Consider the following 22,292-nt stretch of genomic DNA (forward strand, 5'->3'; position numbering starts at 1 on the left):
ATGACATCCGGAGAAAAGCAAAGACCGGTTCTCCTCGCTAACGTGAAGCCGATATCCTTTGGCGCCTCCACACTGGACGGCGCGATCGACATCCTCGTAAATGCCGACGGAAACGTTGCTGCAACCGGTGCTGGCTTGGCTGCACCGGACGATGCGATCCGGATCGACGGCAAGGATGCCTTCATCTCTCCTGGTTGGGTCGATCTTCACGTGCACATCTGGCATGGCGGCACGGATATTTCGCTTCGGCCCTCCGAATGCGGTGCCGAGCGTGGGGTCACGACCCTCGTCGATGCTGGCTCTGCTGGGGAAGCCAACTTCCACGGCTTCCGCGAATACATCATCGAACCGTCGCGCGAGCGCATCAAGGCCTTCCTCAATCTCGGCTCGATCGGTCTTGTTGCCTGCAACCGCGTCGCCGAATTGCGCGACATCCGGGACATCGACCTTGACCGCATTCTTGAATGCTATGCCGAAAACAGCGAGCACATCGTCGGCATCAAAGTGCGCGCGAGCCATGTGATCACAGGTTCCTGGGGTGTAACGCCGGTCAAGTTGGGCAAGAAGATCGCCAAGATCCTCAAGGTGCCGATGATGGTCCACGTCGGAGAGCCGCCGGCGCTCTATGACGAGGTGCTCGAAATCCTCGGACCTGGCGACGTGGTCACCCACTGCTTCAACGGCAAGGCGGGATCAAGCATCTTGGAAGACGAAGATCTCTTCAATCTTGCCGAACAATGCGCGGGCGAGGGCATCCGTCTCGATATCGGGCATGGTGGCGCGTCCTTCTCGTTCAAGGTGGCCGAGGCTGCAATTCAGCGCGGCCTCCTGCCGTTCTCCATCTCGACCGATCTGCATGGGCATTCGATGAACTTCCCGGTCTGGGATCTCGCAACCACCATGTCGAAGCTGCTGTCGGTCGGAATGCCGTTCGACAAGGTCGTCGACGCCGTGACGCATGCGCCTGCATCGGTGATCAAGCTTTCGATGGACAACCGCCTTGCAGTTGGTGAACGCGCCGACTTCACAATCTTCGACCTGGTCGACGCGGATCTCGAAGCGACGGACTCAAACGGCGACGTTACGCGTCTGACCCGGCTGTTCGAACCGCGCTACGCCGTCATCGGATGCGAAGCCATCACGGCAAGGCGCTACATTCCGCGTGCGCGCAAGCTCGTCCGTCACAGCCACGGGTACGCCTGGCGCTAGCCGGCAGCCACTCCACCACGAGGACAGTTAGTGAAACATTCTTCTCTTGCCGCAGATCTGAAACCCGGCTCGCCTTACGAACGGCTGGCAGCTCTCGGCATTCAGCTACCGCCCGCGCCGCCTCCGATTGCCAATTTTGTCACCCATGTGCAGGAGGGTAATCTGCTTTACCTCTCCGGCCAGGGGCCCAGAGAAGTCGATGGACATCTGCATGCAGGAAAGGTGGGAGGTGATGTCCACGTCGGCGATGCTTATCGCCATGCTCGTCTGACAGGCATCAACCTGCTTGCGGTCATGCACCATGCACTGGGGGATCTGGGGCGGGTCAAGCGGGTGGTGAAGCTGCTCGGCATGGTCAATGCGGTGCCGGACTTCGAGGACCATCCCACGGTCATCAACGGCTGCTCCGACCTGTTCATCGAGGTTTTTGGCGACGCAGGGCAGCATGCGCGATCTGCGGTCGGCTTCGGGTCGCTCCCCGGCAACATCACGGTTGAAATCGAGGCGATCGTTTCGCTGCAGGATTGAGAGGCAGGCTCAGTGGTTGCGCCATCCCATCAGCGTCTCGATCCGGTTTGCCGAAGCGCGCACGTGCTCGGTGTATCTGCTCTCGTCGGAGAGAACCTTCTGCTCGGGAAGCACGATCGATATCGTAGCGGCACAATGGCCTTCGCGGTCGACAATGGGGGAGGCAATGCACGCAACGGCATAGTCGGATTCTGCGACCTGGATCGACAAGCGCTCGTCGAAGGCGCGCCCTGCAGCCTCCGACAGCGTCGCCGCATCGATTTCCGCCCGGCCGGTCGGAGAGGTTCGCGCACAGCGGCGAAAGAGTTCCATCCTCTCGGCCTGTGGAAGATGACCGACGAGAAGGCGTCCGGACGCTGTCCAGTTCAGCGGCACGCGTGTTCCGACGCGGGAGGCAACCTGGAAGGGACTCGGCCCATCGGCCATGGCCAGCACGAGCATATGGTCGCCATCGCGTCCGCAAAGTTGGACGGTCTCGCCGGAGATGCGGCAGAGGTCGTGCATTTCGTGGGTAGCGACGCTCATGAAGTCGAGCGATCGGGCATAGGCAAGCCCGTAGTGGTACAGGCGCGAACCAAGCCAGATCGAGCCGTCCGGCGTTCGGGCGAGCATGTTCTTTTCCACCAGGTCATCAATGATGACGTAGACGGTGGAGAGCGGCGCCTTGACCGCCTTGGCGATTGCGTAAGCGCCGGCCGGCGCACCGGTCTCGTACAGATGGTCGATGATCTGCAGCGCTCGGTCGATGCCGCTGACGCGCGAACGGCGCGCTCCTCTGCCCGTGTTCTCGGAAGTGGCTTTGGCTTCGAGGGGGGATGTGCGCGATGACATCTTGGCGTCCAACTGTCTGCTCCTCGTGTGAACTTGAGAGCTTACTACATTACTGTGGAATAGTTGTCGAGCTGGTGACGATGCCGCTCGTACTGGAGATGAAGAATGACTGAAGACATGCGCGCATCCATTGGCCTGCGCCAGGTAATCAATGTTTCTGGCACCATGACCAGTCTCGGCGCATCCATCGTGGTGCCGGAGGCGATAGAGGCTATGGCGCAGATCCTGCCTCAGTTCGTCGAGATCACCGATTTGCAGCGCAAGGCAAGCGCCGTCATTGCGCGTTTGACGGGAGGAGAAGCAGGCTTTGTGACGGCATCCTGCTCAGCCGGCATCAGCCTTGCCGTGGCTGGCGCCATCACGGGCGAGAACCTGCTTGCAATCGAGAAGCTGCCAGATGTTGCGCCGGAAAAGAACGAGGTGCTGGTCCAGATGGGGCACGTGGTCAGCTACGGCGCGCCGGTCGACCAGGCAATCCGGCTCGGTGGCGGCAAAGTGGTCCTGATCGGGCAGGCAACCTCAACCCATCGCTTTCATATGGAGCAGGCAATCACCGAGAAGGCGGCGGCCGCAGTCTATGTCGTGTCGCACCACGTGGTGAACTACGGCCTGCTGCATCTCAAGGAGTTTGTGGAGATCGCCCACTCGAAGGGCGTACCGGTTATCGTCGATGCAGCCTCCGAATACGATCTGCGGATCTTCCTGGAGCAGGGCGCCGACATCGTTCTCTATTCGGGTCACAAGTTCCTCGGCGGCCCGACCAGCGGGATCGTCACGGGCCGCAAAGATCTCGTGCGCCACTCCTTCCTCCAAAACATGGGGATCGGTCGCGGAATGAAGGTCGGCAAGGAGAGTATCTTCGGCGTCATGGTGGCGCTGGAGGCATGGGAGAAGCGCGACCATCAGGCGGTGCGCGAGCGCGAGAGTTCCTATCTCGACCTCTGGAAGCAGACTTTGGACGGACGGCCGGGCATCACTGCGCTCATCGAACCCGATCCTACCAACAACCCGCTGGACCGCATGCGTGTAATCATTTCGCCGCAGGAGGCCCACATCACCGCCTGGGACATGGCGGCGGCCCTTCGCAGAGGGACACCGCCGATCATCGTCCGCGACCATGAGGTCGAGCATCACTATTTCTATCTCGATCCCTGCAACCTGCATCCGGGCGAGGAAAAGGTCGTTGCCAGCCGTCTTGCCGAGGAGTTCGACAGGGCGCGGGCGTCCAACGACATCATTGCCACGCCCATTGAGGATCTCAGCCGTCACAGGTTCGATGGCATGCTGCGCTGGCCCGATTGAACCGAGCATGACGAGTTAATTGAAAGGGAACCTGCCATGGCCGTCCTTCAAACATCGCCTCTCACCGCCGAGCAGCCGGTGCTTTCGGTGGAGAACCTCACCACCTCCTTCCTGGTCGATGGAGAGTGGAAAGAGGTTGTGCGCGATGTGTCATTCGAGGTGGCGCCAGGGGAGACGGTTGCCATTGTCGGCGAAAGCGGGTCTGGCAAGAGTGTGACCTCGCTGTCCATCATGCGCCTTTTGCAGCCTGACACGAGCCGCATCAGTGGCAGGATTTCACTTTCAGGCAGGGATCTTCTTTCTCTCCCCGAGCGCGAAATGCGCAAGGTGCGCGGCAACGAAATCGCCATGATCTTCCAGGAGCCGATGACGAGCCTGAATCCGCTTTTCACGATCGGCGAGCAGCTTTCGGAAGCCTTGCTTGCGCATTCGTCGATATCTGCGGCGGAGGCACGATCGGAAACGATCCGGCTTCTGGAAAAGGTGCGGATTCCTTCCGCGGCGTCGCGTTTCGACGAGTACCCGCACAGGTTCTCCGGGGGCATGCGCCAGCGCGTCATGATCGCTATGGCTCTGGCCACCAAACCGAAGCTCCTGATTGCCGATGAGCCCACGACGGCGCTGGATGTGACTATCCAAGGTCAGATCCTCGACCTGATCAAGACGCTGCAGGAAGAGGAGGGGACCTCGGTCCTCTTCATCACCCACGACATGGGGGTCGTCGCGGAAGTAGCCGACCGCACGGTGGTGATGTTTCGTGGCGAGCAGGTGGAGACGGGAGCGACGGCGGATATCTTTCATCGCGGCAGACATCCCTATACGCGCGCATTGCTTTCCGCAGTTCCCGTGCTCGGTTCCATGAAGGAGCATCTGCGGCCGTTGCGGTTTCCGGTGGTAGACACGGCAACAGGACTGTCTGACACGCCGGTAGAGGTGCCGGATACAGTTTCGACGGAACGGCCGGTGCTGGCGGTCAAGAACCTCACCAAGCGCTTCGACGTACATTCCGGACTGTTCGGCCGGCTGAGCGGGCGGGTTCATGCCGTCGAGGATGTCTCCTTCGATCTCCATGCAGGAGAGACGCTCTCGCTCGTTGGAGAGTCGGGCTGCGGCAAATCCACGACTGGGCGCGCGATTATGCGCCTGATCGAACCGGACGGCGGCTCCGTTGTTGCTGACGGTAAGGACGTGCTTGCACTTAGCAAGAAGGGTATGCGCGAGATGCGCAAGTCGGTCCAGATGATTTTCCAAGATCCCTTCGCGAGCCTCAACCCGCGGATGACCGTGGGAGCGGCAATTGCCGAACCTTTCCTCGAGCACAGGATGGGATCGCGAAAACAGGCGCTTGAAGCCGTCCATGACATGCTGCTGCGGGTTGGGCTTTCTCCCGATATCGCTTCCCGCTACCCGCACGAATTTTCTGGTGGGCAGCGCCAGCGGATCTGCATAGCGCGTGCACTTGTTCTCAAGCCAAAAGTGATCGTGGCCGATGAAAGCGTCTCGGCGCTCGACGTTTCGGTCAAGGCACAGGTCATCAATCTGATGCTCGACCTGCAGTCGAGCCTTAACCTGGCCTTTCTATTCATCAGTCACGACATGGCCGTTGTTGAACGCGTCAGCCACCGCGTTGCCGTGATGTATCTTGGCGAAATTGTCGAGATCGGGCCGCGGGCTTCCATCTTTGCCAATCCGCAGCACGCCTACACGAAGAAGCTCTTGTCTGCGGTGCCGGTCCCCGATCCCAGCCGTAGAGCAACCAAACGTGCCATGGCCGTCGAGGAGTTGAGGAGCCCTATTCGGCCCGTGGACTACAAGATCAGTCCCATCCGCTACAAGGAGGTTGGAGCAGCGCATTTCGTAGCTGGTTAGCCAACTGACGCCGAAGTATTGTCTGGCGTTAATTTACCTCGTCCGTTCGGCGCGCCATCAGCTTTTCAAAGCGGCAAACGCGGCATGCAGTCCGCGACTGCTTGCAGCAACTGCCGCAAGTGAAGCGAAAAGCTGCCTCTACACCACCGTCGCTTGCTACTCGTCGCTTCTGCGACGTCGGCATCAAGATTCCTCGCCTGAATCTCCATGTAGCGTCAATATCAGCAATGCAGATATGAAGGCTGTGGGTTCCCAACTTGGCTGGCTCGAATGCAGACAGAGCCCTGCCGAACAGCACTGGGGGTTTCGACAACAAGACCCTCTTCCCGGCCAGATCGAAAAATGGATGGAGCGTTCTACGTCGTGCCGGATGCGCCCGGCCTGGGGGTAGACGTGAACGAGGCGGAGCTGGAAAAGATGCCGTTCGAATACTCCGAGCCGCCGCATCTACGCCGTACTGACGGATCATTCAGGAACTGGTGCATGCGCGGGCGATGCGTTAAATGCGGCCGTTGGTACAGCGTGCGTTCAAACGAGGATCAGCGGTCCCTGTGCCTTATGTTCAGCTTGCCGACGCCCATTGATTTCGCGCCGCCGATGACCTGCCAATCGATATCCTGGTGCTATCCTGCCACCGCCAAGGAGCGCCAGCGCTCGGTCTGTGCCAACGATACGCTCAGGCTGACTGGCACAGGCGAAAAATGAGGAGGCGCTGTCCAGCAACCATGGAGGCTTGACGGGCATGACGTCGACGCAGACGCTGGCCTACAAGCCTCCGCGAGGCTCCTGTAACCACCACGATTCTCGCATCTGCGGTGACATCACGGAAGCGTACTCATCCTTTATGGCGACACCGTCCTGCCAGCCCTGTCCTAACGGTCGAACGACGTAAGCCCGCAGGTTAACCTGAACCAGTGATCACTTTGATGCAAATATAGACGAAAGAGATTACGCCAATAAATAAGTGTGGTAATACCTAATTGTCTATTACTGGGCTGGAATAGGCTGTACCATGGGCTTGGATAGTTATGTACATAAACAGGTCCTAACTCCTGGACATCGCAAAGGCGGTGTTCAGTTGAGCCGCGCAAGTTTGCGCCGGTTCCCCGCCGGTACCACCGTCTTCGACGATGATTGCGCCGCACCACGCCTCCTTCTCGTCGAGAATGGTTGGCTCATCTCAAGCAAGACGATGTCAAATGGTACCCGCATCGTGACGGATTTCTTCCTGCCCGGCGATATTCTTTCCTCAGTTTCGGCGGCCATGTCGCACGAAACGGTCCATACAGTTTGCGACGTCAGCTGCTACGAAATCCCCGGACGAATGACCGTCACGGGTGGTGACGGCGCATCGCAGGTGCCATTGATCATGACGATTGAACTGATGAAACGTCATGCGCGCATTACCGAGCGTCTCGCCAGCATCGGGCGTCGCGATGCGTTCGGGCGCGCCGGTCATCTCTTGCTCGAACTTGCTGTCCGCGCCGGCAAGTCGATGCGTCCTGGTTTGGACGGATTCGAATGTCCCTTGACGCAAGCCGAGATTGGCGATGCTCTTGGTTTGTCGACGGTCCACGTCAATCGCGTTCTGAAGGAGATGCGGTTGAGTGGTCTTTTGTCCTTTCGGAACGGGGTGGTCGAGTTTCTTAATCGTGGGAAACTAGCGGAACTAGTGGATTTCGACCCGAGCTACCTGACGGGCAGTACTGAAGACGTAGGCCTTCAGAAGACCTGACGATTCAGCTGATGGACGGCAGGTACTTCAACCTCCCAGGTGGGATCAATGACGTTTCTGTCTAACGATTACTCGGCGCCGAGTATATTTATTAGATCTTTAACGCAGGTTAATGCAGCCGCAACATAACCATGAAAAAGTCATCTGGACGGCTAATAAATAACACAAATGGTGAAGTGAGGGCCCTTTTGGCAGGGGGTAAGTGTTGGTTTTTCTCTCAGCATGAATGCTCGGGGGCAAATTAAGAGGTTTAAAATGGGTGCCTATGCGTCGACCTCGGAACGCACGAACGTAACAAAGGCCGACATTGACTATGTTGGCTCTCTGACGGCTGGTCAGGGGGCTGAGGCTCAGTCAGGCGAATACATTCTCATTCTTGATAGCCGCGTTTTGGATAGGGAGTGCTTGTCTCGTAGTCTTTCGAGCTATGATCCCACAATGAAGATCGCGGCCGTGGCATCCATTGAGGAGTGGCGGAAACGCGAGTTTCCTGCAAATCCCTCGGCTATTCTTCTGGTCATGGCAGGCAACAAGGCTAACGGAACCCTGACCTGTGACAAAGTCGAAGAGGTAGCGGCTGCTTTTAAGCTCGTTCCCGTTATCGTGATCGCAGACTCCGACGATCTTGGCGAGATACTTAAGGCCATTGATTGCGGCGCACGCGGATACATTCCGACAAGTGTCAACATCAGCGTCGCTGCGGAGGCCATTTCGCTTGCCCGGGCCGGCGGCGTCTTTGTTCCCGCCAGTAGTCTTCTTGCAAATCGCGACGCGCTGAGCTCCGTGGTCAAGGGCACAAGCCCACTCCAGGAAGGGTTCACGCCGCGGGAGATCCAGGTCGCAGAGGCTTTGCGCCGCGGAAAGGCAAACAAGATCATTGCCTACGAGATGAACCTTTGCGAAAGCACCGTGAAAGTCCATATCCGCAACATCATGAAGAAGTTGAACGTGACCAACCGAACGCAGGTCGCCTTCAAGTTGAAGTAACTGGCTTAACCTGAGCGGCTTTGGCTTCGCTCTGGCACTGGTGCATGAGAGCGCAACACGGGAAGGATGCGGGCTTTCCAGCGCGGTACTTTCACGGATTTTGATGAGCGAACAGGTTGTGGTCACGCGTCGGAGGGGTACCGTTAGAAGGTCAGTTTAAGCACCAGAGGATGGTCACTCACGACCAGCTCGATCTCTGAAAGGTCTTGGAATACTGCAAATGGAGCAGTGCCCTTGGTGACATCGTAGAGTTCGGCATGCTTGGCTGTCTCGCGCAACCGAACTTCGATAATGTTTTCGCCGGATAGCGCTTCGCCCCAGACGACCAACTGAAACGATCCGTCGCTATGCTGCAGCAACAGGTCATGGACGGTCTCGAGGTGCGGGTTGACTACGTAGTCGAGCCGATCTGGCGGATGTCGGCGCGCGGTATCTGCGAGGATACGAGTGAGGTTGTGCAAGTAGTGGGCGGCCAGCCTCGGGCTAAAGTCTGGCCGGAAGAAGCCGTAGGCCTGAGGACCCTGTTCATCTGTTCTGTCGCGCAGGATGTAGACCGAGGTGTAGCTGTAGCCTCGGGCGAACTGCGACAGATAGAGATTCACTAGGTTGACGCCCTGCAGTGCCTCGTCAACGGACCCCTTAATCGCCACACCAGTCTCCGTTGTCACCCGCGGGAGGTCCGCCAGCACCTCTTCTGAATAGCCCATGTACCTGTTGGCCCATGTCCTGCCGAAGTTGCCATAAAGGCCATCGACCGGGCTGGTGCTGGAGGGATCGGAGGCATTCCAACTCTTGTTGTCGGCAGGTTCAGGTACGTTCGGATGGTAGAGGTAGTTGTGGACATTGGCATGATCGGCGAAACGAGTGCCGGCTGGCATTAGGGTCCCAGCACCTTCCGGGATCTCGAGAAACTGCAGCCCCGTGTTATCGGTCTGAGCCCCTGGCTCCGAAACCGACCACACCGGATACCCGGCCAGCAAAGGATCTTCCTTCACCGCCCGATAAAGATCGGCGTGCAGTTCCGCCACTGGCAACCAAGAACCTGATCCACCACCTTTTCGGCCCTTGTATGTGATCGGCCAATTGTTCGGCTCGTTATTACCTTCAAAGGCCAGCAACGCGCCCGCCTCGGCGAGAGTGCGCCCGGTCGAAAGCAAGCGATCGAGATCGCTGATGCCACTGCCCAGACCCCAGCTGATCTTGACACCTAGCTCGCGGTGCAGCCGCAGGAAACTGTCGATTGTTAAGGGGCCATCCTCGCTTAGCCCTTCAATCCCGCCGCGAAGCCAGCGGAAACCGCCGTAACGCAGCATTTCGAGCGTTCTATCATAAGGTTGACCTCGATCCTCGAAGGTGGAGACCACTCCAATACTGTCGAGGAACCTGGCGGTCGGTTGTGCATGTACTTCGCCGGCCGCCACAGGCAGCTCGATCGAACCGATGATTGCGAATGTAGCGGCCATCAATTTCGCGGCCGCTCGCAGGGAGCTAGCAGTTCTCTCCTTCGCCTTGATCATTCGGTGCTCTCCTCACTCAGGTGCGGCCCAAGCCGAATGATGGCGTCTGCTTGGTGCGGGTGCCGGCTTCAGACTGGAACCTGGGCGGTGGAGCAAGGCGAGAGAGCCGTCTCGTCATGGTGCCCAGCACATACCACACTGCGAATTGCCTCCGGATCTGTACCACGTCCCAAGACAGGGAGGTAATAAGCCATTCGGTCTCCAATAGAGCGCAGACGATACTTCAAACGCCTTAGCGGGGTGATCTTTAGGACGAAGTGTGCAAGGGACGGATGAGGTTTGCAGGCTTCGTGATAGACGGTCGTTTGTCGGCGAGAGCAGGGGAAGTACACTCCGTCCCAAGGCTTAGGGTGGGATGCGAAGTGGATGATCGCCGGGCGCTTCTTGGCCAGGTGGAGAAATTGCCTGGGGAAGTTCCAGCGGTTCGAGATGAAGATCGTGGCATCTCCCGCCACGGTGTTCAGCGCACCTTGATCATGGAGGTGACCTCCATGCTCGGTAAAATACTGGAACGCTGCCGCCCCGACCCAATCTGCCGGATCAAACTTCAGAACGCCGGAATTGAAGTATGTCTGAGGACGGCCTGTCTGGGCGGCGTTGGCAATCGACATATAGTCCATCGCGGCAAGTAGCCTGCCTTTTGGAACTTCCACATTCTCTAGTGGAGTGAGATCGCCAACAATCTGCGTGTCGCCATCCATATAGATTAGCTGACGATAATGGGGTGGGAGAAGATCCCACAAAAGGAGGCGGCCCATAGCCGCAATGCTGATCCGCGCCTTGAAGTCCTTCCGGTCCACCTGGGCGAACCGATCGGCCAGAATTTGTGCTCCGTCCCGCAAGATGATCCCGGTAGATTTACAGAATCCCGCCGCTTCCGCTCGATGTTTGAAGTCCTCAGCAAGAACGACAACAACATCAGTTGACGCGGACGCCGCCTTCCTAGCCTGAAGCGCAGATACAGCAGTCGGGAGGAAATAATTCTCGTCTGTCACGTAGAAGATGCACTGATATTCAAGCCAAAACACCCTTATGGAGGTCATCATAAAGTACAAGTGAATCAGTACTGTTTCAATCGCCCATCCGACCCTTCTCTCCATCGCCACCCCATGGTATGCATAAGAACAATAACGCGTGCCTAAGCTATTTCAGTAGAGGCTCTGGCGTTCGGGAGTGGCGGTGTCTAACAGTTGCGCATCGGAGAAGTTGCTTCACTCTTGCTGTGGGTAAGCTCGATGTCAGTCAGTCATGCCGATCAATTCGGGTGTGGTACAAAGCTCCGTGTCTTCGTCCATCTTGCGGAAAACAAGGATGCCCTACGCTGGAAGGCGGCGTGGGACGCGGGGACGCTTGTGGGGGTCAATGACGAAACGCCCTACGGCTACGGGCGCGCGAACGCGTTTGGTTGCGCTGTCTCTTTCTCCAAGTCCTCTCGGGAGCGGTGGACCGGCAAACTTCTACGCTATGGTGCACGACTCATCCTCGGGTTCGACATTTTGCATGCGTGGCATCAGCGTCATGAATTCGAGAATGCCGACGTCATCTGGACACATACAGAGTCGCAATACCTCGCGGTGGCAGGCGTGGTGAGGCTAACGGGCATCAAGACCAAGATCATCGGGCAGACCGTCTGGCTCTTCGATCACTGGAGCAAGCTCTCGCTGCCAAAACGATATCTGTATGCCTATCTCATCAAGCGGGTCGACGTCCTGACTTTTCTTTCGACTGGCAACATGCAGGTTGCGGACCGCCTGTTTCCGGATACGGACCTGCGGCTGGTTCCGTTCGGGATCCCAGCAGAAGCCAAGGTTCCGCCTCGAATGCGTGATCAAGCGCCCTTTCGGATCCTGGCGATCGGCAATGACAGGCATCGGGACTGGCCAGCGCTCCTAGAAGCCGTCAGGTCGCAGTCTGATCTCCTCGTCACGATTCTCTCCGGCACGATACCCAAGCGGCTCTTTCAAGACATCCCCAATGTCGAAGTGCGGTCGGCGCAATCTGCGGAAGAACTTCGTAATGCGTTCGAGGCCGCTAACGTCGCCTGCATCCCTCTGCAGCCAAACCTGCATGCGAGCGGCATTACGGCCATCCAGGAAGCAGTGCTGGCCGGCGTACCGGTGGTTGCTTCGGATACGGGGGGGCTGCGGCACTACTTTTCCGATAGCGAGGTTCATTATGTACCCCCAAGCGACCCGGCCGCCCTGCTGCAGGCGTTGCTCGATATTCGTCATCGCCCGGATGATGCTCGACAGATGGCAGTCAAGGCGCAAGCCCGGATGGGCAGCGGCGGGTTGAGCGCAAGCGACTACATTCTCAGTCATGTCCGGATCAGTCGAGATATTCTCTGTGAAAGAACTGAACCCCTGGCCCTGACTGAGGCGGTACAACCCGTCGACAAGATAGCTTGAAGGGCTCAGCAGGACTCCTGCCGGAGGTCGTCCTGCTGCTGTAAACGAGAGGGTAGTGAATGGGCGTCGAGCCTGTCGGAATCTTGACGATGATCGTTGGCGTGATCTGCCTCATTCGAGGCAGTGGAGCAACTGTTCTTGCCTTCTCAGTATTTCCGGTGCTTGGCGGTGCTGCAGCGCTTATGCTTGGTTCCACCGGCATCCAGCCTGGCCACCTGTTTCTCGGCTTCCTCATGGTTTCTGCGCTACTGCTGCACGGAGATCTGAGCGAGACCGTCGACAGAAGCCTTCGCTCACAGCCGTTCGCCTGGCTAGTGTTGCTGGTCACCTACGGTGTGCTAGCCGGCTATTTCGCTCCCCGTTTCCTACGGGGTACGATGAACATCGTACCCCTCGGTGCGCAGGCCGGTGCCGCCAGCGACGGCACCATATTACTTGGTCCAGTCAGCGGGAACTTCACGCAGGCAGTCTATCTCTTCGCTGACCTGATCACCTTCAGCCTCATTCTCTCGGTCGCATCAACGCCGAAAGGGTTCCGGCACGTGGTCATCGGGTTGCTCGGCTTCGGGGCAGCGAATGTCTTCTTCGGCATCGCGGACTTGATCAGCCCTGGAACACCTTTGGACAGTCTCTTCGGTTACATCCGAAACGCTTCCTACACCTTTCACGCGGACGAAATGGTCGCCGGCGTGCGCCGCATTATCGGTTCTTGGCCGGAGGCATCGGCTTTTGCGGGTGCCAGTATGGCGGTGGTCGGCTATTGCGGAACCCTGTGGGTCTGCGGCCGCCACAGTAAGGCCAGTGGGATCTTGTTCATCGTCTCCTGCGTCCTAATCGTGCGCTCCACTTCCTCTGGAGGGATTGCTGGGCTGCCCGTCTGTCTTGCAATTCTCTACGTCACGAGCCTGTTCAGATGTGGTGGATCCACCGGAACACGGGCTAGCATCCTGGTCGTCGTGGCATTGCCGCTTGCAGCTTTGCTCACCGGCTTTGCGCTGATCCTCCATTCCGAGATCTATCAACGGGTCTTTGATTTCATCGACGCAACCATCCTCAGCAAGCCAACCTCATTGTCAGCGATCGAGCGGGGAAGCTGGAATGCATCCGGCATCTCAAATTTCTTCGACTCCTACGGATTTGGCGTGGGCCTCGGCACAGTCAGAGCGTCATCCTTCGCAGTTGCCCTGCTGTCGAATGTTGGTATTCCAGGGACTTTGTTCTTTCTGCTCTTCCTGCTGACGGGCATTCTTTTCCCGCGGGGAACTCCGCGAACTTATGAATCTGACGCCGGTCTCGCTGCCCGTAACGGCTGCCTTTGCCTCATTGTCGGTGCGTTGATCTCCGGTTCGACCGTGGATCTTGGCCTGATCTTTTTCATCATGGCCGGTCTACGCAGTGCAGTTCCACGTGGTGCGGCTATACCAGTACCCTTGCTGGCTCGGGTTTAGTGAACCTTGGAGTTCAGTCTCTTCCTGACAGCGACAAGACGTGCGTTGCTGCAACCTGGTGCCGCAACCTGAACCGATTGGTTCCGTGCCGCCGTCCTCGCCTTTTCGGCCAAGGAGCCTCTTAAGATCTACCTCTATCGGTCTAGCGGGTGCCTGCCTGGATCAATTGCTTCGGCGGGATTTGGCAGGCAGCTTAAGGGCATCGAGAGGGTAGGGAATGTCGTTGTATTCTGACAATTTTGGCCAACGGGAAGTCGACCTTATCTCGCCGCCAGAGATCTCGCGGCGAAGCCTGAAGCGCGCGTTAGACATCATCCTTGCGCTTTCGGCAGTCGTGTTCCTTCTGCCGGCGCTTGTGGTGATCGCCATCGCCTTGCTTCTGGTCGACGGGCGGCCGATCATATTCCGCCATCGGCGGATGGGGCGCGGCGGCAGGTCCTTCTCATGCCTGAAGTTCCGAAGCATGCGAAAAGACGCCGACAAGGTCCTGACTAAACTCCTAGAGTCTGATCCTGAACGGCGCCAAGAATGGAGTGAAAGCCAGAAGCTAAGGAATGATCCTCGTATCCACTGGCTCGGCAAGATGCTGCGCATCACAAGTCTCGACGAGTTGCCCCAGCTCTTCAACATTCTGGTAGGCGATATGAGTATTGTGGGGCCAAGGCCGATCGTTGCTGATGAGCTTGAGCGCTACGGTTCAAATGCGCGCTACTACCTAGCCATGACGCCTGGCCTTACAGGCCTTTGGCAGGTCTCCAGAGGACCGGACACCTCATATGAGGAACGCGTCCAGTTCGATCTCGACTACTACAAGTCCTGCTCCATGCGCACGGACATAGCAATCATCATGAGGACGATTGTTGTTGTGCTCTTCGCCCGAAACGATTTCTAAAGCCGGTCACAATACCCAATAGGCAACAGCCATCCAGAAGCTCAAGCAGAAGAGAAGGACGAGCCATCTGAGTTGAGGTGTCAAAGCAATCTCGCTCACTGGTAAGCCTCGCGGTAGCATTGCGTCTTCAAGGACGGTGACAGCCTTACCGAGAGGGTCTGAAACGTCCGGAGATTTCCATGGCTGCATTACACCGGAGACGGTCAACGAAGTCTGAAGTCTTTCCCGATCCTGATTCGATAGAAGTGGAGCCGACATTAATCCCGGTCAGCGTGTTGTAAAAGATAACTAAGGCTGGAATCCTGATGGCAGGAATGACCCGAAAGGCTTGCACGTGGCTCCAGATCGATCTTCTGGGACGATGGAACCGCCGTGGCCTCGCGATCGTCAGCAGCGCAATGTGGGTGCTTGTCGCGAAGGTCTTCATGCAGGTCTGCCAGCTCGCAACCTTCATCATTGCTGCGCGTATCCTAACCTCCGCCGAGTTCGGCCTCTTCTCCTACACTGTAGCCGTGGCTGCCTTGCTCGTCGTCGTTGCAGAAGGGGGATGGCGCGAGTTCGTGATGAAGACGACGCATGAAGGTGGTCGGGTTGATCAGATCGCAACTGTTGCTCTTATTTCCGGCTTCGCTGCCACTACGATCGGTTTATGTGCTGCTGTCATTCTCGACATACAGTTCAACCTGAAAGCCGAGGCTTTGCTTGTCGTTCTCGTCAGCCTGTGGCTCTTCCCAACGCCCTTTTCGTCCGTTTGCGAAGGAAGGCTCATCGCGAATGCGCGGTTGAGGGAGCTGAGCATCATACGCATTGCTGCAGAACTCTGCGCAACTCTTGTTGCCGTATACGGTCTCTTCCATGGCTGGAACATCTATGCATTGGCTGCAGGCAAGCTTGTGAGCCAGTTGATCAGCATGGCAGCATCGCTCGTAGTGCTGAAATGGGTTCCCACGCTGAAGCTCAGAATTTCGTTCGTTCGGGAATTGGTCGACTTCTCCAAGCACATCACCTCTAATCACGTTCTCGTTCTGATCCGCTCCTATTCCGGCACGCTCGTCGTCGGCAGCGTCCTCGGGCTTGCGGACGCTGGCTATTATCGCGCAGCAGAGCGCGTCGTCTCGGCATTTTCCGACCTTGTCGGCGAGCCCGCGCGGCAGATCGCCTGGAGCACGTTGCGCAAGATAGCGATGACAGACGGCGGTGACGCTCCCGGAGCAGAAGGCAGTTTCGCTTCGCTGGGCCGGGCGGCTACAACTTTCGTCATCCTGCTGATGGTGATTTCCGCGCCGATTTACGTCGGTCTCGTACTCATGTCCGACACGTTGGTTCATCTCGTGCTCGGGGCGAACTGGGCTCCTGCCGCAGTTTTGATCAGTCTGCTTGCCCTCACGCAGATCCTGCTCGTTCCAGGTTATGTCACCGAACCGTTGCTGTCGCTCACGGGAGCGATCCGCAAAGTGCCGGCAGCGATCCTGGTGAACAGTCTCGTATCGATCGGATTGATCCTGGCATTCTCGCCGTTCGGCGTCGTGGCGGCTGCCGCCGGCCAGTCGATTGCCGCTGTCTTCTCCATTCTCGTGTCCGGTTGGTTGCAGAGCCGATATGGCGGCGTCCGCTGGCCAGCCGTCATCAAGGGGTGCATCCTACCTATCGTAGGATCAGTTGCGATGGCGAGCGCCGTTCTCCTGCTGGGTAGGGTCGACATGCATTCGGTTGAGAGTGATCTAATCGTCAAGATCCTGCAGATGCTGGTCGGTTGCCTGATCTACGGTGCCACGGTGGGTCTACTCTACAAGATTTCAAGCAGAGTTATGGCTGCTAGAGCAGCAAACTGGGGTGGTGGCAGTGGACATGTTGGAAACAGATTTTGATGGCCCGAGCCAAAGCGCTGCTCTCCTCAAGAAGATCAAGCGCTCCTTGTTTCGCAGGGTTGAGCACGCGATGAGCCGGTTTGCCCGGCCGGTGAAGGTCTTGAGTGGTAGGCTTCGCTACCTTTCTCCCCTGCCTCGCCGCTTCACCGGGGCATACGCTTCACTCGAGGCGGCGACTGCCGCAGCCGCAAGAGGCGGCAAGCTGGTGGGCTACAATCATGGCGAGGTTGCGCCCGTCTCATTTGAGGAAATGTGCAGAGTTGCTCCTTGGGACTACCCTATCCTCTTTTGGCTAGCTCGCCTAACGAAACAAAGTGGCGGACTGCTGGACGCCGGTGGACATATGGGCACGAAGTTCCGTGCCTTCGCCGGTCTGCTGGAAGTGCCCAAGAGTTTTCAGTGGGTAATCTATGAGCTCCCGGAGATCGCCGAAGCCGGTCGCAAACGAGCAGCGCGAGACGGGATAGCCCAGCTCACGTTTATTGATAACCTGTCTCGGGCACCCCGTCTTCCGGTTTTTCTTGCGTCGGGCCTTATGCAATACCTCGATCGCCCGTTGTCAGATCTTCTCCTCGAGCTGCCTCGCTTGCCGCCGCATCTGCTTCTGAACAAGGTGGCCTTCAGGCGGGACGGCAGGCCGGTGACCACGCTGGAGCGGATCGGCCGTGCCCACGTTCCCTACCAGATGCGCAATGAAGCGTCTTTCGTGCAGGATCTCGAAAGTCTCGGCTACGAGCAGGTCGATCGCTGGTCCATTCCCAGCCTCTCGCATGTCATAGACACGCATCCGGAGCTCGGGGCAAGCGAGAGTGCAGGGTTTTACTTCCGGCTGATCCACAACGTGTAGGCCGGACGGCTGCGTTCTTTCCCTCAGTTCATGCCGCAGATATTCAAGGGTGACAGGTGACCGGTGCACAAATCGCGAAGTGCGAGCAGATTTCCCCTCAGCCGGCCCTTACGGTCGACCCATGGCTCCGCTCGCGACGCTTTGGAAGTGTTGGCAGCCACGTTTCGCGCCATCTGGATGAGAGCATGGCGCCAAGTCATTGTTCGCTTACGGGCGAGGTAGATCGGGTTGGCAATCTGTGAGTAACCCAGACGCAGTCCGGATATGCGTCCGTTCTTGGTTCCCAGATGCACGCCGAGCAACTGTGGAGAAGCAACCACTTGACCAAAGCGGGAGACGGTGCGGCTAAAATCGAGATCTTCCAGCCAGCCGTAGAGCGGCAATCTCTCGTCGAACCGTAGTGCGCCGGCGCGTACCGTCGACATTCGGACGGCCATGTTGCAACCATACCCGCTGTAAGTTTCCCGTACCGACAGTTCGTGCGCAAATGCAGGAATGCCGCACAGGAGCGCCAGTCCCTCGTCAACAGAGATGCCCGGACCAGTCGCGCCATCAGCGAGAACAGTCCCGGTTACGACATCTACGCTAGGATATTGCAGGAACAGTCGTTCCAGCTCGACGATATAGGTGGGAGCGAGCAGGAAGTCATCGTCAAGAAACAAGACAATATCGATGTCCGGTATCGCATCAATGATCGCGTTTCGCTGCCTGCAGAGGCCCCGCTCGGACTGCAGGAAGCGGACAGGAAATGGGAGATCGGCCAGCGTCGCCATGTCAACGTCGTCGGACGTTGGAGCGCAAATCAGCAGTTGGTCCGGTTTCCGCGTCTGGCGCACCAGATCCGGAACCACGGCGGAGACGATTTCACTGCGCCCGGAGGTTGGTATTCCTACTGCGACGGTGTGTCTTGCCGAAACCGTTCCGGGCTTTGTCATTTTCATGTTCATGAGATCAAGCCTCTCGTAGAGGTGCGATGGCGACCAGAGCCTATGCGGCTGCGGTTCGAAACGACCCCAAGGAGCGCAATCCGCGAGCGGCCAAACGACTTCAGCGCCTCCGAAAGGCGTTCGATAGTTAGCTTTCGGCTGTTGCCGATCACGAGGATTATTCCGTCAACATGAGAGCAGATCGCCCGCGTGTCGGCCGACTCCTCAAATCCCGACATATCGACGATGATCATCTTGTACTGCGTTCTCAGTTTCGTCAGCGCCTCCTTGAGAGCCGAGAGGTGACCATAGCGATAGGTGGCAATTGCAGACCGACGTGTCTGCTCTACCGTCAGCAGTGGGACGGGAACGGCATCTTCGTCTGCTCCATATTCGGGATCATGATCGATCACAACCTTCTCCGGATAACGGCGCATGCGGGGGAGCCGCGAAACGGGGTTTCCGTCGGAAGGCCCGCCCAATAAGGTGGAAGAGATAGGCTCGATAGCGAAATCTGGCGCAGCGTTGTAGGCGAGCTTGCTCAGTCGAGCCGATACGAAGTCGGCATCCACCAGCAGGACTGACTGCTCCTCGTTCTGGTAGAGCTGCGCAAGGTTGGTCGCAATCGTTGTCTTGCCCTCGCCGCTACCAACGGAGGTAATCCCGATTACCACCGATGCGTCAGCCGGCATCAGCGAATCCAGCGAGTGCTTCACCCCTCGCAGTGCTTCCGAGAAGGCTGAATACGGTGTGTCGAGAATGGCGCGAAGCGGCAGCACAGTGGGAGGCAGGTTTTTTGCGTTGTCACGTCTTGCACCTGCTTGCCTGTAGATCGGCACATGCCCCAGTGGCGCGAGACCGAGTTCGCGCTGGAGCCTCTCGCCGGACCCCGTGCGCCGGTCCAGAACGTGACGGCTGACCGCAGCCAGCAGGCCGAATGACACGCCGAGGATCATCGAGAAGGGCAGGAGAACAGAGGGCTTCGGCCACACTCGTGTCAGCGGGGCCGTCGCCGCCGTCACGACACGTGCCTTGCCGAGCGGGAAGGATTGGGTCTGGAAAGCGCCTACAAACTGCTGGAGAATGCTCTCGTAGAGCTGTCGGTAGGTACTCGCTCGGCTTTCAATCTCAGCCAGCTCAACGCGTGCAATGTTCTTGTCCGCGCCTTGACGGTTGGCGCTAGCGAACTGCTGCTCGGCCAGCGCTTCTCTGCTCTTGGCTGTTTCGAGGTTTGATCGGTAAAGGGCTTCGACCTGACGCAATTCCTTAACAAGGCTCGACTGGATGCGAGCAATATCGGCCGTCGCTGCAGTGATCGCCGGGTTTCCGGGGGTATAACGCTCCTTCAGCCCCGCAAGACGCGTCTCGGCTAGGCGCATCTCCTCGCGCAATTTCATCAGCTGCGGATTGTCTGCCAGCTCCGGCAGATTCGAGTCGGTCGAGTTGTTCTCGATCAGGCGGGTGAGCGTGGTGAGTTTCGCAGATGCATCGGATGTGGCGGCCCGTGCCGCTAACATCTGGCTGCTGAGTTCAGCGAGTTGCTGCTGATCCAGCGTCGTGGCGTTCGCCATTGCGGTGATGTCGTGCTGGTTGCGGTATTCTTCAGCCGCAAGCGCCGCCTCCCGCGCCTTTCGCCCCACGTCCATCAGGCGACCCTCCAGCCAGAGAGCGCCCTGCTTGGCTGCGGCTGCTCGATCGTCCATGCCATTGCGGATGTAAGCTTCTGCAAGGGCGTTTGCCGTCCGCGCGGCTTTATCCGGGTCCCCTGACCGATAACCGATCTCCAGCACATAGGATTGACCCACGCGGCGGACGGATACGCGAGAAAGAAATCCGTTCATAGTTCGCCGCATCCGTTCCTCATCTGCCTGGGGCGTCTCGGCAACCACCTGCTTGTTGAGGACCAGATCAACGGCTGAGGCGAGATAGTGGCGCAAGGCGCCGTACCAGGATGAGGCGTCGACGATCTCGGGATCGTTCAGGAGACCGAGCTCGCGAATGACACTCTCGGCTATTGCTTCCGATTTCACGATCTCCACTTGGCTTGCAATCTCAGCGGCCTCGATAATGACCGTGCCCGTCGCGGCGTCCTGGGACAGGATTCGGCTCTGCTCCGGGTCGATGACCAGACGCGCATAAGCTTGGTAGCTCGACGGCGTTTTGATGATGTAGGTGACGCCGAGCAGAAGTCCGATAGCTGTCGAAAGAGTGATTAGCCAAGCATTGCGGCGAAGGAAGTTGATCAGATCTCGGAAAGACACCGTTTCTGATCGTAATGCTTCCCCCCGTTCGGCCGTCGCAAGACCGTCGATCGTTGAAAGCTGCTGGATTGCCATAGGCTCAATTCCTTTTGAAGTCTCAGGTCCCGACGCTATTGCGAAAGCTGCGGTACGACCGCTGATCGAGAGGCGTCAGCGACGGTGGAGGAAATGTCGTAGCGCACATCCAGAACGTCGCCCGGGCCCAGTTCTTCCGATTCGGAAAGCCTCACGGGTACGCCGTCGCCACCCGCGCGGGTCACCCAGTATTCGAGCGGCTGTGTGTTGGCCGCCACGCGTGCTGCGTCTCGGGAAACTGCGGCTCCCGCTGCCTGCAGCAGCGCAATCACCGTGTTGCGCTTCAACTTGGTATCCTCGAATTCGGCGACAATTTCCTGGAGTTCGCGGCCTGCTTCCGTTCGCAACTGGCCCTTCAAGGCAATCGCATCTCGCTCGCTCTCGCTCAGTTTCTGTTTTGCGCGCATGGCAGCGATGACGAGATCCAGCCTGTCGCTGCTCAGGTCAGCCACGACACGCTCAAGCGAGGTCTCGCGCGACTTGGCGAGCGTACCCGAATTAACGAGCGACGAGATACTCTCCAGCTCGTCCTGAGCGATCTTGATCTGACGGTCCTGAACGGCGGTCTTCTCGTTCAGCACGTTGATCTCGTTCTGGAGCTGATCCTGCAATTCTGAAAGGGAGGTCAACTGGCGTTTCAAGGCTTCCGCCCGTGCAACGAAGAGGTCGGTTTCGCTTTGGACGAAGATCTTACCGGCACTTCCATCGCGTGCGTGGACGAGCTCCGGCGGGAAACCGATCTCAGTGCGTTCTGCCAGTTCGGCCTCAAGCCGGGCCCTTCTTGCCATCAACTGGTTAAGCTTCAGGTCGTAGCTGTTCAATTCACCCGCGTACCGCAATTGCTCCAGCTCGCGCGACCCGTTGGCGTCCGTCCGGCGTTCGCGCCCCCCCGCCATAGCCACTGCCTGTGTCACCGTCAGACCGGGCCGATACTCGAGTTCACCGGCGCGCTCGACGGCGCCCGACACGTAGAACATTGGATAACGGATGATCTCGACCGATGCGGCAGGAGGCTCGGCCAGTCCCGTCTTCCTCTTCAGCAGGGTGCTGATCTTGTCAGCAACCTGCTTTGGCGTCTCGTCATCGACCGAGAATTCCCCGAGAAGTGGGATCGCGATCGTGCCAGAGGGAGAGACTACATACTGTCCATTGAGCGGTGTCCACTCCTTATATTCCCCGGTGGAGGCGATCCACTCGACAACCGTGACCCGCACCTGGGTCAGGGGCATCAAGGGTATCTCGGCCGCGGACGCAACAGAAGCGAAGAGGCAGAAGATGCCTGCGACTGCGGCCCGACAAAGTTGCAATGGTAACTTCGCGGGCGATGATTGTGTCACATCCGTTTCTTTCGACATATGCCGTCCCGCCGTTGTCATACGATGGGCCAATGGGCTGAATTCAAACCAAGGCCAAGCCTGCCACGCCCATCATCACGGCATGTCGATGCGAGTAAATTCTCTCCGTCACCAGTCGACCTAATCAGTTTTGGTAGGGGCGTCTAAGCTTCCACCCCAAAATGGATAAGGGAAGGATATGTGGCCCGCCCGCCCTCTGCGTCCTTCGGGCAAGCATCTCTTCCTTTTGGAAGC

At 58.2% G+C, this 22,292-nt stretch carries 18 protein-coding genes; 12 read left to right on the forward strand and 6 right to left on the reverse strand.

Annotated features, from left to right (window positions below; translation table 11 throughout):
- Positions 1–1,209: an amidohydrolase/deacetylase family metallohydrolase gene (locus MUU54_RS07065; protein ID WP_247243330.1), complete on the forward strand. Its 1,209-nt coding sequence runs from the start codon at positions 1–3 to the stop codon at positions 1,207–1,209.
- Between the two features lie 30 nt (positions 1,210–1,239).
- Positions 1,240–1,737, forward strand: coding sequence for a RidA family protein (locus MUU54_RS07070; protein ID WP_247243331.1), 498 nt, complete (start codon positions 1,240–1,242; stop codon positions 1,735–1,737).
- Between the two features lie 9 nt (positions 1,738–1,746).
- On the opposite strand, the gene MUU54_RS07075 is transcribed toward MUU54_RS07070, so the two are convergent.
- Positions 1,747–2,568 carry an IclR family transcriptional regulator gene (locus MUU54_RS07075; RefSeq protein ID WP_247243332.1) on the reverse strand — a complete coding sequence of 274 codons (822 nt, stop codon included), beginning with the start codon at positions 2,566–2,568 and terminating at the stop codon, positions 1,747–1,749.
- A gap of 105 nt (positions 2,569–2,673) precedes the next feature.
- Here MUU54_RS07075 and MUU54_RS07080 point away from each other — a divergent pair, with 105 nt between their 5' ends.
- From MUU54_RS07080 to MUU54_RS07100, 5 genes are all read left to right on the forward strand, one after another.
- The gene (locus MUU54_RS07080; RefSeq protein WP_247243333.1) at positions 2,674–3,870 is read left to right on the forward strand and encodes an aminotransferase class V-fold PLP-dependent enzyme; all 1,197 of its coding nucleotides are present in this window, start codon (positions 2,674–2,676) and stop codon (positions 3,868–3,870) included.
- Between the two features lie 36 nt (positions 3,871–3,906).
- Complete coding sequence (locus MUU54_RS07085) at positions 3,907–5,739, forward strand: ABC transporter ATP-binding protein (protein WP_247243334.1); 1,833 nt, start codon at positions 3,907–3,909, stop codon at positions 5,737–5,739.
- A 342-nt stretch (positions 5,740–6,081) separates the two neighbouring features.
- Positions 6,082–6,444, forward strand: coding sequence for a hypothetical protein (locus tag MUU54_RS07090; RefSeq protein WP_247243335.1), 363 nt, complete (start codon positions 6,082–6,084; stop codon positions 6,442–6,444).
- Positions 6,445–6,751: 307 nt separating this feature from the next.
- A complete protein-coding gene (locus MUU54_RS07095; protein ID WP_247243336.1) occupies positions 6,752–7,474 on the forward strand; it encodes a Crp/Fnr family transcriptional regulator in 723 nt (240 codons plus the stop codon).
- 222 nt (positions 7,475–7,696) lie between these two features.
- Positions 7,697–8,461 (forward strand): response regulator transcription factor, encoded by a 765-nt coding sequence (locus tag MUU54_RS07100; protein ID WP_247243337.1) that lies wholly within the window; start codon positions 7,697–7,699, stop codon positions 8,459–8,461.
- 143 nt (positions 8,462–8,604) lie between these two features.
- On the opposite strand, the gene MUU54_RS07105 is transcribed toward MUU54_RS07100, so the two are convergent.
- On the reverse strand, positions 8,605–9,978 hold the full coding sequence (locus MUU54_RS07105) for a glycosyl hydrolase (RefSeq protein ID WP_247243338.1): 1,374 nt from the start codon (positions 9,976–9,978) through the stop codon (positions 8,605–8,607).
- A 68-nt stretch (positions 9,979–10,046) separates the two neighbouring features.
- Entirely contained in the window at positions 10,047–11,078 is a 1,032-nt protein-coding gene (locus tag MUU54_RS07110; RefSeq protein WP_247243339.1) for a glycosyltransferase family 8 protein, read from the reverse strand.
- Between the two features lie 135 nt (positions 11,079–11,213).
- On the opposite strand from MUU54_RS07110, the gene MUU54_RS07115 reads away from it, so the two are divergent.
- The 5 genes from MUU54_RS07115 (at position 11,214) to MUU54_RS07135 (ending at position 17,441) form a co-directional block, all read left to right on the forward strand.
- Positions 11,214–12,386 (forward strand): glycosyltransferase family 4 protein, encoded by a 1,173-nt coding sequence (locus MUU54_RS07115; protein WP_247243340.1) that lies wholly within the window; start codon positions 11,214–11,216, stop codon positions 12,384–12,386.
- 59 nt (positions 12,387–12,445) lie between these two features.
- On the forward strand, positions 12,446–13,834 hold the full coding sequence (locus MUU54_RS07120; RefSeq protein ID WP_247243341.1) for a hypothetical protein: 1,389 nt from the start codon (positions 12,446–12,448) through the stop codon (positions 13,832–13,834).
- Positions 13,835–14,051: 217 nt separating this feature from the next.
- On the forward strand, positions 14,052–14,726 hold the full coding sequence (locus MUU54_RS07125; protein ID WP_247243342.1) for a sugar transferase: 675 nt from the start codon (positions 14,052–14,054) through the stop codon (positions 14,724–14,726).
- 305 nt (positions 14,727–15,031) lie between these two features.
- Positions 15,032–16,594, forward strand: a complete 1,563-nt coding sequence (locus tag MUU54_RS07130) for an oligosaccharide flippase family protein (protein ID WP_247243343.1) — start codon at positions 15,032–15,034, stop codon at positions 16,592–16,594.
- Entirely contained in the window at positions 16,575–17,441 is an 867-nt protein-coding gene (locus tag MUU54_RS07135; RefSeq protein WP_247243344.1) for a methyltransferase, TIGR04325 family, read from the forward strand. The genes MUU54_RS07130 and MUU54_RS07135 overlap by 20 nt, the downstream gene beginning before the upstream one ends.
- Positions 17,442–17,464: 23 nt before the next feature.
- Here MUU54_RS07135 and MUU54_RS07140 read toward each other — a convergent pair whose 3' ends face one another.
- The 3 genes from MUU54_RS07140 to MUU54_RS07150 are packed head-to-tail and all read right to left on the reverse strand — an operon-like array spanning position 17,465 to position 22,079.
- On the reverse strand, positions 17,465–18,376 hold the full coding sequence (locus MUU54_RS07140; protein WP_247243345.1) for a glycosyltransferase family 2 protein: 912 nt from the start codon (positions 18,374–18,376) through the stop codon (positions 17,465–17,467).
- 8 nt (positions 18,377–18,384) lie between these two features.
- Positions 18,385–20,703 carry a GumC family protein gene (locus MUU54_RS07145; protein ID WP_247243346.1) on the reverse strand — a complete coding sequence of 773 codons (2,319 nt, stop codon included), beginning with the start codon at positions 20,701–20,703 and terminating at the stop codon, positions 18,385–18,387.
- A 35-nt stretch (positions 20,704–20,738) separates the two neighbouring features.
- Positions 20,739–22,079 (reverse strand): polysaccharide biosynthesis/export family protein, encoded by a 1,341-nt coding sequence (locus MUU54_RS07150; protein ID WP_376742065.1) that lies wholly within the window; start codon positions 22,077–22,079, stop codon positions 20,739–20,741.
- Between the last annotated feature and the right edge of the window lie 213 nt (positions 22,080–22,292).

The sequence above is a fragment of the Pseudorhizobium tarimense genome, from assembly GCF_022968135.1.
Taxonomy (GTDB): Bacteria; Pseudomonadota; Alphaproteobacteria; order Rhizobiales; family Rhizobiaceae; genus Neorhizobium; species Neorhizobium tarimense.